Annotated in this window: 13 protein-coding genes and 2 tRNA genes; 6 read left to right on the top strand and 9 right to left on the bottom strand. The window is 50.5% G+C overall.

The window, feature by feature from the left end; translation table 11 throughout:
• Positions 1–18: 18 nt before the first annotated feature.
• Together OGY19_RS07565 and hinT are read right to left on the bottom strand one after the other, a co-directional pair.
• The gene (locus OGY19_RS07565) at positions 19–393 is read right to left on the bottom strand and encodes a YcfL family putative periplasmic lipoprotein (protein ID WP_048211964.1); all 375 of its coding nucleotides are present in this window, start codon (positions 391–393) and stop codon (positions 19–21) included.
• A gap of 2 nt (positions 394–395) precedes the next feature.
• Positions 396–755 carry a purine nucleoside phosphoramidase gene (gene hinT / locus OGY19_RS07560; RefSeq protein ID WP_115602421.1) on the bottom strand — a complete coding sequence of 120 codons (360 nt, stop codon included), beginning with the start codon at positions 753–755 and terminating at the stop codon, positions 396–398.
• A 348-nt stretch (positions 756–1,103) separates the two neighbouring features.
• On the opposite strand from hinT, the gene fhuE reads away from it, so the two are divergent.
• Positions 1,104–3,290 carry a ferric-rhodotorulic acid/ferric-coprogen receptor FhuE gene (fhuE, locus tag OGY19_RS07555; RefSeq protein ID WP_286596290.1) on the top strand — a complete coding sequence of 729 codons (2,187 nt, stop codon included), beginning with the start codon at positions 1,104–1,106 and terminating at the stop codon, positions 3,288–3,290.
• Positions 3,291–3,394: 104 nt separating this feature from the next.
• Here fhuE and OGY19_RS07550 read toward each other — a convergent pair.
• The 3 genes from OGY19_RS07550 to OGY19_RS24425 form a co-directional block, all read right to left on the bottom strand.
• A tRNA-Asn gene (locus tag OGY19_RS07550) sits at positions 3,395–3,470 on the bottom strand.
• A gap of 99 nt (positions 3,471–3,569) precedes the next feature.
• Complete coding sequence (locus OGY19_RS07545) at positions 3,570–5,057, bottom strand: EmmdR/YeeO family multidrug/toxin efflux MATE transporter (RefSeq protein WP_225807936.1); 1,488 nt, start codon at positions 5,055–5,057, stop codon at positions 3,570–3,572.
• Positions 5,058–5,103: 46 nt separating this feature from the next.
• Positions 5,104–5,211: a DUF5951 family protein gene (locus tag OGY19_RS24425; RefSeq protein WP_353622658.1), complete on the bottom strand. Its 108-nt coding sequence runs from the start codon at positions 5,209–5,211 to the stop codon at positions 5,104–5,106.
• Between the two features lie 6 nt (positions 5,212–5,217).
• Between OGY19_RS24425 and OGY19_RS07540 the strand changes: the two genes are divergently transcribed.
• A tRNA-Asn gene (locus tag OGY19_RS07540) sits at positions 5,218–5,293 on the top strand.
• Between the two features lie 45 nt (positions 5,294–5,338).
• Here OGY19_RS07540 and OGY19_RS07535 read toward each other — a convergent pair.
• The 4 genes from OGY19_RS07535 to OGY19_RS07520 all read right to left on the bottom strand — a co-directional run bounded on the left by OGY19_RS07535 (position 5,339) and on the right by OGY19_RS07520 (position 7,465).
• Positions 5,339–5,584, bottom strand: a complete 246-nt coding sequence (locus OGY19_RS07535) for an AbrB family transcriptional regulator (protein WP_286596288.1) — start codon at positions 5,582–5,584, stop codon at positions 5,339–5,341.
• Positions 5,569–5,850 (bottom strand): hypothetical protein, encoded by a 282-nt coding sequence (locus tag OGY19_RS07530; protein WP_233608831.1) that lies wholly within the window; start codon positions 5,848–5,850, stop codon positions 5,569–5,571. The genes OGY19_RS07535 and OGY19_RS07530 overlap by 16 nt, the downstream gene beginning before the upstream one ends.
• A gap of 75 nt (positions 5,851–5,925) precedes the next feature.
• Positions 5,926–6,135 (bottom strand): 2-hydroxymuconate tautomerase family protein, encoded by a 210-nt coding sequence (locus tag OGY19_RS07525; protein ID WP_048211967.1) that lies wholly within the window; start codon positions 6,133–6,135, stop codon positions 5,926–5,928.
• A gap of 151 nt (positions 6,136–6,286) precedes the next feature.
• The gene (locus OGY19_RS07520; RefSeq protein WP_061067727.1) at positions 6,287–7,465 is read right to left on the bottom strand and encodes an MFS transporter; all 1,179 of its coding nucleotides are present in this window, start codon (positions 7,463–7,465) and stop codon (positions 6,287–6,289) included.
• A 107-nt stretch (positions 7,466–7,572) separates the two neighbouring features.
• On the opposite strand from OGY19_RS07520, the gene OGY19_RS07515 reads away from it, so the two are divergent.
• The 4 genes from OGY19_RS07515 (at position 7,573) to OGY19_RS07500 (ending at position 12,090) form a co-directional block, all read left to right on the top strand.
• A complete protein-coding gene (locus tag OGY19_RS07515; RefSeq protein ID WP_115602220.1) occupies positions 7,573–8,445 on the top strand; it encodes a LysR family transcriptional regulator in 873 nt (290 codons plus the stop codon).
• Positions 8,446–8,680: 235 nt separating this feature from the next.
• The gene (locus OGY19_RS07510) at positions 8,681–9,718 is read left to right on the top strand and encodes an extracellular solute-binding protein (RefSeq protein ID WP_048211970.1); all 1,038 of its coding nucleotides are present in this window, start codon (positions 8,681–8,683) and stop codon (positions 9,716–9,718) included.
• Positions 9,702–11,390, top strand: a complete 1,689-nt coding sequence (locus OGY19_RS07505) for an ABC transporter permease (protein ID WP_048211971.1) — start codon at positions 9,702–9,704, stop codon at positions 11,388–11,390. Before OGY19_RS07510 ends, OGY19_RS07505 begins: the two co-directional genes overlap by 17 nt.
• Before the next feature lie 10 nt (positions 11,391–11,400).
• A complete protein-coding gene (locus OGY19_RS07500; protein WP_115602221.1) occupies positions 11,401–12,090 on the top strand; it encodes an ABC transporter ATP-binding protein in 690 nt (229 codons plus the stop codon).
• Positions 12,091–12,092 lie beyond the last annotated feature (2 nt).

Below are 12,092 nucleotides of genomic sequence, written 5' to 3'. Positions count from 1 at the left end.
ATCTTCAAGATTCACCCCTTACAAATAAAGATAAAGCCTAACCTTGTGCGCCCCCAGATAATTGGCGCTGCCGTACAGCGTTACCGACGAACGAGCCGGGATAGTCATGCTGCGTGGCGCTTCCAGAGGGTGCATCTCCAGCCCTCTGGCGTCATACCAGTAAAACCGATAATGAACGGTAACGGGTTCTTGTCTTTCGTTATAGAGTCGTGAGGATGCTGAGGCCTGAATATCAGACGTTGTTAATTCAGGCGGCTCTGCGGTGATACCCGCCGCCAGTACTGTTGATTCCATCACCAGAGACTGTTCATCACTGACCGGAATTTCCGGGTGTGAACGGCAGCCAGCCAGCAACAGCAGACCCAACGTAAGCGCAATGCATCCTCTGGTCATTTTTAAAGACCTTTATGCGCAAGCATTGGACCAAGCGCACGTCCACCCAGCAGATGCATATGAATGTGATACACCTCCTGACCGCCGTGACGGTTGGTATTCATAATCAAACGGTATCCATCTTCGGCAATGCCTTCCTGCTCAGCGATTTTCGCCGCCACTGTGATCATTCGTCCCAGCACCTGCTCATGCTCTGCCGTCACATCGTTGACGGTTGGGATTAAAACGTTCGGGATGATCAGAATATGCGTTGGTGCCTGAGGTGAAATATCACGAAACGCAGTGACCAGTTCATCCTGGTATACGATGTCCGACGGAATTTCACGACGAATAATTTTGCTGAATATAGTTTCTTCTGCCACGACGTTTTCCTTTTTCATTAAGAGCCCATGCGTTGTGCCATGCTACGCCGGGTGACTCTGCGAGTATAGAGTATGAGCGAGTTACTCACGCTCTTTCAACTTTAACCCTCGATTTTTTAAGCAAAAAGCCCTGCCAGCGCTGTTCTTATAACCATTTCCCGGCGCTATCGCTCAGACATAGTACTGAAACAATATTTCATTTATGCGTAGCATTTGTTTACACATTGAACATGAATGCGTATATTTCGCATTTGCATTCTCATGCAAGAAAAATAATTAACAGCCAAAGGGTTCATTACGCAGTCACGTGATTCGAACTTAATATTAATAATTATCAAGGACTTTCCGATGTCTTTCACAACACACTACAGGGACGAACAGCATCGTTCTGCCATTGTCCCATCCCTCCTGGCAGCCTGTATTACGGCTGCGTTATTGCCTTGTACCAGCCTCGCCGCCTCCGCAGAAGAGACCGTGATCGTTGATGGTTCAGCCTCCGCCACATCCAGTGATGAGCAGGATTACAGCGTTAAATCGACATCCGCAGGCACAAAAATGCAGATGACACAGCGAGATATCCCGCAATCTGTCAGCATCGTCAGCCAACAGCGTATGGAAGATCAGCAACTCCAGACACTGGGCGATGTGATGGATAACACCCTGGGGATCAGTAAAAGCCAGGCGGACTCTGATCGCAGCAGCTATTTCTCTCGCGGATTCCAGATCGATAACTACATGGTCGATGGGATCCCGACCTATTTTGAATCCCGCTGGAACCTCGGCGATGCCCTTTCTGACACGGCCTTGTTTGAACGTATAGAGGTGGTTCGTGGTGCAAACGGGTTAATGACCGGCACGGGGAATCCTTCGGCATCAATTAACATGATCCGTAAACATGCAACCAGCCGCGAGTTCACGGGGAATGTCTCCGCGGAATACGGCAGTTGGAATAAGCAACGCTATGTGACGGATTTGCAAAGCCCATTGACGGCAGACGGCAACGTGCGTGCCCGCATCGTGGCGGGTTATCAAAATAACGATTCCTGGCTTGACCGTTACAACAATGAAAAAATGTTTTTCTCGGGGATTGTCGATGCCGATCTGGGCGACACCACCAGCCTGTCAGCAGGTTACGAATACCAGCGTATTGATATCAACAGTCCGACCTGGGGCGGCTTGCCGCGCTGGAATACCGATGGCAGCAAAAACAGCTACGACCGCTCGCGCAGCACCGCGCCGGACTGGACTTACAATGACAAAGACATCAACAAAGTCTTCGTGTCACTCAAACAGCGTTTCGCGGATACCTGGCAAACAACCCTGAATGCCACACATTCCGAGGTCAAGTTCGACAGCAAGATGATGTACGTCGACGCTTACGTTAATAAAGCTGACGGCACACTGATCGGTCCCTATGGCAACTATGGACCGGGCTATGATTACGTGGGTGGAACAGGCTGGAACAGCGGCAAGCGTAAAGTCGATGCCGTCGATCTCTTTGCCGATGGTGGCTACGACCTGTTTGGTCGTCAGCATAACCTGATGCTGGGCGGCAGTTACAGCAAGCTAAATAACCGTTATGAGAGCTCGTGGGCGAACGTTTTCCCCAACGAAATCGGCAGCTTCTATACCTACAATGGTAACTTCCCGGAAACCAACTGGAACCCGCAGTCATTGGCTCAGGACGATACCACGCACATGAAATCGCTGTACGCCGCGACACGCATTTCTCTGGCCGACCCATTGCATTTGATCGTCGGCGCGCGCTATACCAACTGGCGTATCGACACCTTGACCTACAGCATGGAACAAAACCACACCACGCCCTATGCGGGTCTGGTTTATGACATCGATGATAACTGGTCCACTTACGCCAGCTATACCTCTATCTTCCAGCCGCAGAACAAACGCGACAGTTCCGGTAAATATCTCTCCCCGATTACCGGCAACAACTACGAGGTTGGTCTGAAATCAGACTGGATGAACAGCCGTTTAACCACCACCCTCGCCGTATTCCGCATTGAGCAGGATAACGTGGCGCAATCAACCGGCGTACCAATCGCCGGTAGCAATGGGGATACGGCCTTTAAAGCGATGGATGGAACGGTCAGCAAAGGCGTTGAATTCGAAGTGAACGGTGCGATCACGGATAACTGGCAGATGACTTTCGGCGCAACGCGGTACGTTGCGGATGACAACGACGGCAATGCCGTCAATCCGAACCTGCCGCGTACTACAGTAAAACTGTTCACCCGTTATAACCTGCCTGCCCTGCCGGCACTGACCGTGGGGGGCGGAGTTAACTGGCAGAATCGAGTGTATAGCGATACCGTGACGCCATACGGCACGTTCCGTGCAGAACAGGGAAGCTACGCGTTGGTGGATTTATTCACTCGCTACCAGGTAACGAAGAATTTCGCCCTCCAGGGCAATATCAATAACCTGTTCGATAAAACCTACGATACCAATGTCGAAGGCTCTATCGTCTATGGTGAGCCGCGTAACGTCAGCCTCACTGCCAGCTACCAGTTCTGATAATACCCAGTCTGTAAAGTATCCACCTGCATGTCGGGTGGATTTACTGAAAAGCTAAAAAGCAAAAAGCCCGCTCAAGTTTCCTTAAGCGGGCTTCTTAAATATGGCTCCTCTGACTGGACTCGAACCAGTGACATACGGATTAACAGTCCGCCGTTCTACCGACTGAACTACAGAGGAATCGTGTGAACGGGGCGAATATTAGCGATGCCTGTCTGCGTTGTCAAAGCCTGAATGGATATTCGCGATCGTTTGCTGAAATATTCTTCATTTCGTCGTTTATTCAGACGTAGACGGTTGTTTTATACACTTTTCACGTTCAGAACGTGGGTATTTCCACAGCCAACGGCCTGTGACCATTCGCCAGTAAAATAACGCGGCCCGTACTGCCCAGTCGAAGAACATCCCCATCCAGACGCCAACGACACCCCATCCTAATACGATCCCGAGGGTGTAGCCGGCGACAACACGACAGCCCCACATCCCCAACATGGAGACCCACATAGCGAAACGGGCGTCACGTGCACCTTTAAATCCAGCAGGAAGAACCCATGATGCTGCCCATATCGGCATAAATGCCGCGTTCAGCCAAATCAGGATGACAATGACCTCTTTTACATCCTGATCGTGGGTGTAAAACGAAGCCATCACGCCAGCAAACGGGGCGGTTAGCCAGGCGATGGCGGTTAATCCGATTGTGGAGAGCCAGAATACATGCCGCAACTGGATTTCCGCCTGAGCAATCTGTCCATTTCCCAGACGTCTGCCGGTAATGATAGTAGACGCGGAACCTAAAGCGTTTCCCGGCAGGTTGATCAGTGCCGCTATCGAAAAGGCAATGAAGTTACCGGCAATTACGCTGGTACCCATACCCGAAACAAACATCTGCGTAAGTAACTTGCCACCGTTAAACAGGACTGACTCTATACTGGCAGGAATACCAATCCCCATGACTTCCCAGATGATGGCAAGATTCAGCGGTTTAAAATAGCTCTTCAGGGGAATGCGCAGCGCTGGGTTAAATCCAATCATCAGCACCCATATAATGGCGATGGCACCAATGTAACGTGAAATCGTCAACCCCAGACCTGCTCCGACGAATCCCAGCCCTTGCCAGGAAAAAATGCCGTAGATCAGGATGCTACTGATAATAATGTTCAGGATATTCATACCACCGTTAATCAATAACGGTATTTTGGTATTTCCGGCACCGCGCAGTGCGCCGCTGCCAATTAACGCAATTGCCGCAGCAGGGTAGCTGAGCACTGTTAATTCCAGATAGGTAAGTGCCAGTGCTTTTACATCAGGGGTGGCTTCTCCTGCAACGACATCAATAATCTGCTCACCGAAATAGTGAATCACCGCCGCCAGTACGACAGCAAATATCGTCATGATAACCAGTGATTGTCTGGCTGCGGCTCTGGCGCGTCGGCGATCGCGCTTTCCGAGACTAAAAGCAACCACCACCGTCGTGCCAAGGTCGATGGCGGCGAAAAATGCCATGATGACCATGTTGAAGCTGTCGGCGAGTCCGACGCCTGCCATAGCTTCTTTACCCAACCAGCTCACCAGGAAGGTGCTCAGTACTCCCATCAAGAGTACACAGGTGTTTTCCAGAAAAATGGGGACAGCAAGCGGGGTAATTTCGCGCCAAAAGAGAACTTTATAACGCTTGCGTTTGGCATACCAGGGCGTGCGGGATGCGACCTGGCGTAAGGCTGCGGAGACGTTCAAAGTGGACCTTAATGAAGAAAGTTGAAACCTCATTTCAAATGATGAGGGAGAATCAAAAAAGCTGCAAAGTTTTTTCCATTTAAAATGTCTGTAAATGCAACAAACTGTCGAGAGAAGCACCAATTGATCCCCAATGTAGGAATTGGGGTTTGACAAAAGTTTTTTCGCCGCTAAGATAAGCCTCCACAACGATTCCTCTGTAGTTCAGTCGGTAGAACGGCGGACTGTTAATCCGTATGTCACTGGTTCGAGTCCAGTCAGAGGAGCCATATTTAAGAAGCCCGCTTAAGGAAACTTGAGCGGGCTTTTTGTTATTATGGCATTGCGACTAAAACATCAGGCCAGAATGGCTTCCAGTCGGGCTGTAAGTAGCCAGCCAGAAACGTCAGGGTAATGAGACGCAGAAAATGCGAGATAACAATCTTTTGTGGCGGAGTCTTAATATGGGAGGCTAGCGCCAGCACCGCCGCCATCGCTCCGGGCACCGCACCCAAAAGCGCCTCTTCTTTACTCCAGCCCAACCGCCGCACACACCAGAAGTAGCTCAAGGTAAATTGCAAAGATAAGCAAAGTAATAACAGAGCAAAAAAAGACTGAACTGGCGATGTTCACCATATGAAAAATCCCTAAACATCATCCCGATTGAGATACCGAGAGAAAGCTGGATGACCGTTATACTCCCCGGCATTGAGGTTACGGAGATCCCAACCCGCTTAAGTATAATCACGGTAAAGAGGGCACCAAACATCATACCCAGTGGAACATTACAGAACGTGAATCCCTGCCCGACGAGAAAACAGAGGATAATACCTGCCAACACTCTCATCGACGCCCTCTCCAGGTCAATTGTTCTATCACAAACTGATATCAGGCGAGGAGCCCACGCCCCCCGCCATCAGATTCACTCTTTACTGGCTTTTTCACGCAATTCGGTCACCGGTACGCCACCAATTCCCCAGTTATCAGTATCGACTTCGTCAATAACCACAATAGTGGTGTCAGGATTTTTGTTAAGCACATCCACCAGTAGCTGAGTAACACCTTCCATCAGCTGTTTCTTTTGTTTATCAGTAACACCTTCTTTGGTGATCTTAATATTTACATAGGGCATAAAAACTCCTGTAAACCAGATAATTATGGGAAATGCGCACAGATAGAAGAGCGCAAACCCGTTAAACAGCAGAACAGAGTCATACTGCTTTTGAAAACGAGTTCTGCCGCAAGAACTATTAAGGTTATTAGCTGAAATATAACTATTATCATTATTTTCCAGAATATTTAACTTTGTTGTATTGCCAATAACTAATTGCTGCTGCGATAAATAAAGAGGCTGCCCCCAGCAATATGGAGTAGGTCATCCCATTTTTATTACTCTGAAAGACACTGACAACTAATGGGCCGAGGATTTGCCCTATCCCATATGTCAGCGTAACAAGACCGAGGAGATTAATCTTCTGGGGTGCGCTTATTTTTCTAGCCAGCGGCATGACCAAAGAGCTTGTACCCATAAATGTGCCGCCAAATCCAATACAACTAATGGTTAACAGCAGTGGCGAGTTAATAAATATGGCCATGACTACGCAACTCGCTTGCACAATTAAGTTAACGCTCAGGCAGGATAATATATTCCATTTGCGAGCAGCCCATAGCCAGCCATAGCAACCAGGAATAACAGCAAGGCCGACAATAGACCAGATATGGTCGGCTAAAAAAGTGTTGCCACCCCCCCTGGCCATTAACGGCAAATACGTGGCGACAATGATATAACCGAACCCCGCCAGGCCATACAGTAAGGCTAAATTCCACCACTGGATATCCGACTCCGCACCTGCGGCAGCTTTTACTGAGGAGATCATATACTTATCTTTCGGCAATAGCATCGTCAGTATGACGAAAAGTATCGCTGAAATTATGGCTGCGCCAATCCACAACACATGTGAATTTAAGGCGTAGGATACACCAGCAATGACATATTCATTGCCGATAAAAATGCCCATTCCTACGCCCGAAAACAAAGAGGCGATAACAAAAGGGTTATGAGTATGCTGAAGGACCAGCATTGAACCAAATATCATCATTCCCGCGCTTGCCACACCTGCGAGGAACCTGATTAACAAAATAATTTCTGGCTGGGTCACTTTTGCCATCAAAAAAATCAGCACGACGGTAAGTAGTGCTGAGACCAGTAACAACACTCTTAACTTATTGACAGCGCTAAAAATACCAAAAGAGAAAAGGAGGCTGCCCACAAGGTAACCTGCGTAGTTGGCGCTGGCAATTATGGATAATTGTGAAAAGGTAAACAGTCCTTCATGAAGCATAAGCGGGAGCATAGGCGTATATAAAAAGCGCCCAATGCCCATTCCTAAGGTCAAGACGATCATACCAAATACAGCAGTACTCAACTGACGGAGGCCAACAGCACTGTGATCGAGATCCATATTTTGGCCTCAAAAGACGAATTAAGTTTGATTGTTATCTTACACAAGGAAATGATAATAAAAAGTTAATAAAAATAACGAAAACATTCACTTTGAGTGATGCTTCTATGAACAGTACCTCTCTGAACTTGTTTAAAACGGTGGCGGAAACGGGCTCCATATCCGCTGCTGCACGTAGTCTGAACTGCGTTTCTTCGAATGTCACAACCCGCCTTAAACAGCTGGAAGCCAGCCTTGATGTCTCTCTGTTTGTGCGCGAGAAAAATCGACTCTACATTACCCCTGAGGGCGAACTGCTTCTGCGTTACGCCAACAAAATTTTGGCGTTGTTAGAGGAAGCAGAATTGTCGATGCTGGGAACAAAAGTGGCGGGGCCATTGCGAATTGGTGCAATGGAAACGACCGCAGCGGTACGTCTCCCTTCGATACTGGCGAATTTCCACCGCGAAATGCCTTCCATTGAGTTAAACCTGAAAACCTCCCCTACTGAGGCGCTGGTGCAACACATTCTGAACAATGAACTGGAAATCGCATTCGTTGCCGATCATCAGGGACTGCATATGGAAAATTCGCCCCTGCAATCACACGTGTTATGTCAGGAAACGCTGGTACTGGTAACAGCGGCAGAGCACCAGAATGTCATTACTGGCGCTGACCTCCAGGTGACAAGGCCGCTGGTTTTTGTTAAAGGGTGCAACTATCGCTCCCGCCTGGGAGAATGGCTGCGCCTACAGGGGATCGATTACGCCGATCCTCTGGAATTTGGCTCTTTTCAGGCGATCCTTGGCTGTGTGAGTGCCGGGATGGGGATTGCGCTGTTGCCAGAAAATGTTGTCAGACAGTATGAGAATAACTTCCCTGTCCGCAGTCATAGGATTACGCCACAGATAGGTAAAGTGAACACCATGATGATATGGCTAAAAAGCCGCGAAGTCAGCCGGGTACTTAATCACTTTGTCTCGTTTATTACGCGGGCTTAAGTGATTACGTCTGGTAACGCCAGGCAGCCGGCAACCCAGTGTATTCATGGATGCTAAATATCTTATCCATAACAGGGACAGGCCACTTCACACCGTTGATTAAAGTTATGTAAATGTAAATTATTTACACTTTGCAATGATTGTAATTGCTAGTGATTATCATTTATTGTACGCAGGCAAAAAATGAGCCCCTGCCCGGGTCACTGTACGTTCCAATTACGCTGGGATATAAACGATGAATGCTCTGCCTCGCACTGGACTGCGCCGTATCACGCTTGCTTCTGCTCTCGTCCTCTCTGTCAGCCTGCCGGCTTTCGCCCAGGATGCGTTAACGCTGTATACCACCCGTGAACCGGGCCTGATTCAGCCCCTGCTTGATAGCTGGACGAAAACCAGCGGTATAAAAGTCAGCACGGTCTATATCAAGGACGGCATGCTTGAGCGTGTTAAAGCGGAAGGTAAAAACTCCCCTGCCGACCTGCTGATGACCGTTGACGCCGGGAACCTTATCGATTTAGTCGAAGCGGGTGTGACACAACCCGTGGAATCAGAAGCACTGAAAGCGGCTATTCCGGCCAATCTCCGCGGTGCGGATAATCAGTGGTTTGCGCTGTCAATGCGTGCGCGAGTGTTGTACGCCGAGAAGTCAATGCCAATCGATAACTGGCATTACGAACAGCTCGCCAGCCCCGAGTACAAAGGTAAAGTCTGTATCCGTTCCGGACAACACCCGTATAACACTGCATTGATTGCCGCCATGATCGCGCATCACGGCGAAGCAAAAACGGAAGAATGGCTGCGTGGCGTGAAAGCGAATCTGGCACGTAAAGCGACTGGCGGCGACCGTGACGTTGCCCGCGATATCCTCGGGGGTATTTGCGATATTGGCCTGGCGAACTCCTATTACGTCGGCCATATGAAAAACGCCAAAGAAGGCAGCGATGCACGCCAGTGGGGCGATGCAATTAAAGTCGTTAAGCCAACCTTTGAAAATGGCGGCACGCACGTCAATATCAGCGGCGCGGCAGTAGCACGCTATGCCCCCAATAAAGCCGATGCCGTTAAGTTGATGGAATATCTGGTTTCCGCACCTGCCCAGCAGCAGTACGCAAAAGCGAACTTCGAATACCCGGTACTGAAAGGTGTCACTCTCGATCCGGTGATCAACGCCACAATTGGTGAGATCGATGTCGATAAAATTCCGTTAACCGAAATCGTGAAATACCGTAAACAAGCAAGTCTGCTGGTAGATAAAGTTGGATTCGATCAATAAACTTCTACAGTTTCCGACGTTACGCGGCCTGGTTTCCGGGCCGCAGTCATTATTAACGCCGTTGCACCTTGGGGCGCTTTGCATTGCGCTTGGCGTCCTGACTCCCATCATTGCGCTTATCTGGCAAGCTACCCAGTCGGATTTATCGCACTGGGACAATCTCATTACGTTTGTGCTGCCTGCAGCATTAAAAAATACCGTACTGCTGTTAGCCGGTGTGGCAGTGCTGGTTGGCGTGATTGGCGTAGGCAGCGCCTGGGCCATCACAGCATGGGACTTTCCTGGACGTAAGATCCTCAGTTGGGCGTTGCTGCTGCCGCTGGCGATGCCAACCTACATCGTCGCCTTTGCCTGGCTCGATCTACTGCATCCGATTGGCCCTCTGCAAACCTTTATCCGCTTCCTGCTGGGCTTTGACAGTCCACGGCAGTTCCGGCTACCGGATTTGCGTTCGCTTTCCGGCGCGATTATTTTGCTCGGTTTAGTGCTCTATCCTTACGTCTACCTGACGACCCGCGCCACGTTTATCAGTCAACCGGCCCATTTACTTGAGGCTGCCCGTACGCTGGGATGCAGCGCTGCCGGGACGTTCTTCCGGGTCGCCCTGCCAATGGCGCGCCCGGCACTGGCTGTCGGCATCAGCCTGGCACTTCTGGAAACGCTCAACGATATTGGTGCATCGGAGTTCCTCGGCGTACAAACGTTAACCGTTACCGTCTACACCACGTGGATCTCTCGCTCTGATTTATCCGCCGCCGCACAAATCGCCTGCATGATGCTGATGTTTATCTTCTTCATTCTGACGCTGGAATTTTACGGGCGCAGAAAGCAAGGATTCAGCAGCCGCAGCCTGCGGGAAATCCAACCCACTCGCGTGCCCGGCTGGCGTGGCTGGCTACTCGGCGCGGTCATTTCGCTACCGGTTATATTGGGCTTTGTGGCCCCGGTTCTCTTTTTGATGTGGGAAAGTGCCAAACGCTTAGGGGACACGAGCCCCCTTTCCGCCTCGTTGCTTTCAGCATTACAAAATACGCTCTTGCTGGCAGCAGGCACCACGCTGGTGGTGATTTGCGTCAGCTTGCTGGTGGCCTGGAGCGCACGCCATAGCGCAGCAGACAACGCGATGCCTGGCTTTCGTCGTGGCGTGATGCGTCTGGCCTCCCTCGGTTATGCGGTGCCCGGAACGATTCTGGCGATTGGTTTTTTGCCCCCAGCGATGGCTGTCGATCGTTGGCTGGCCGACTTACTGGATATTCGCGGGTTACCGCTGATGTCTGGCGGTATTTTGTTGGTCATTTGCTGCGCGATGCGTTTCCAGGCAATTGCCATCGGCGCGCTGGACTCCGGTCTGGGCCGCATCCCGCCGTCACTCGAACAGGCTTCACGATTGCTCGGCGAAAACGGTGCCGGAACATTTGCCCGCGTTCATTTTCCGTTACTGCGTCCGGCATTAGTGAGCAGCGCATTGCTGGTTTTTGCCGATGCGATGAAAGAACTGCCAACAACGCTGCTGTTGCGCCCGGTAAATTTCGAAACGCTGGCCACTCTGCTGTATGCAGAAGCGGCCCGCGGGACCTATGAAGAAGGTGCTATCGCCGCGCTAATGATTGTTTTAGCAGGTACACTGCCCGTTATATTGTTGGTGCGTCACCAGATGACTCGCCGTGGTTAAGAGAGCAACAATGTCAGAAATCGCATTACGACTCCAGGACGTGCACGTTGCCTACGGCAACAGCCAGCAACCGGTCCTGAGCGGATTCTCAATGTCGGTACGCAAAGGAGAAATTGCCTGTCTGCTTGGCGCTTCAGGCTGTGGGAAAACAACGGTGTTGCGTGCAGTTGCCGGTTTTGAACGACTGCAGTGTGGAGAGATCTATGTCTCAGAGCGGCGTATCGCTGGCCCCGGCGTTCATTTGCCCCCGGAAAAACGTCATGTCGGCATGGTCTTTCAGGAATACGCCTTATTTCCCCATCTGACCGCACAACAAAACGTAGCCTTCGGTTTACGGCGTATGCCACGTGAAGCGCAACAGGCCAGAGTGACGGAGCTGTTGAAAATGGTGGAATTGCACAGTCATGCTAACCATTACCCTCATGAACTTTCTGGCGGGCAGCAGCAGCGCATCGCGTTAGCCCGCGCGCTGGCGCCACACCCAGAAATTTTACTGCTGGATGAGCCCTTCTCCAGCCTGGATAAGCGCACACGCGAGCGCCTTGGTAATGAGGTTCGGGATATTTTACGCGCTGCTGGCCAGACCGCGCTGCTGGTTACCCACAGCGAGCACGAAGCTCAGTTGATGGCGGACCATATCGGTTTTGTGAAAATGGGTCAGTATCAGCTTAAAAAAGCGGCCCACCATAGTCAGGACTAAGA

Source organism: Citrobacter sp. Cy070 (assembly GCF_030332245.1).
Lineage (GTDB): Bacteria > Pseudomonadota > Gammaproteobacteria > Enterobacterales > Enterobacteriaceae > Citrobacter > Citrobacter youngae.
Note: the sequence above shows the minus strand (reverse complement) of the source record. Positions and strands in the feature narration are given on the sequence as shown.

Bases quoted from the DNA above. Each gene is read 5' to 3' on its own strand.
- OGY19_RS07565 (WP_048211964.1), bottom strand. From the start codon at position 393: ATGACCAGAGGATGCATTGCGCTTACGTTGGGTCTGCTGTTGCTGGCT.
- fhuE (WP_286596290.1), top strand. From the start codon at position 1,104: ATGTCTTTCACAACACACTACAGGGACGAACAGCATCGTTCTGCCATT.
- OGY19_RS07545 (WP_225807936.1), bottom strand. From the start codon at position 5,057: ATGAGGTTTCAACTTTCTTCATTAAGGTCCACTTTGAACGTCTCCGCA.
- OGY19_RS07530 (WP_233608831.1), bottom strand. From the start codon at position 5,850: ATGAGAGTGTTGGCAGGTATTATCCTCTGTTTTCTCGTCGGGCAGGGA.
- OGY19_RS07525 (WP_048211967.1), bottom strand. From the start codon at position 6,135: ATGCCCTATGTAAATATTAAGATCACCAAAGAAGGTGTTACTGATAAA.
- OGY19_RS07520 (WP_061067727.1), bottom strand. From the start codon at position 7,465: ATGGATCTCGATCACAGTGCTGTTGGCCTCCGTCAGTTGAGTACTGCT.
- OGY19_RS07515 (WP_115602220.1), top strand. From the start codon at position 7,573: ATGAACAGTACCTCTCTGAACTTGTTTAAAACGGTGGCGGAAACGGGC.
- OGY19_RS07510 (WP_048211970.1), top strand. From the start codon at position 8,681: ATGAATGCTCTGCCTCGCACTGGACTGCGCCGTATCACGCTTGCTTCT.
- OGY19_RS07500 (WP_115602221.1), top strand. From the start codon at position 11,401: ATGTCAGAAATCGCATTACGACTCCAGGACGTGCACGTTGCCTACGGC.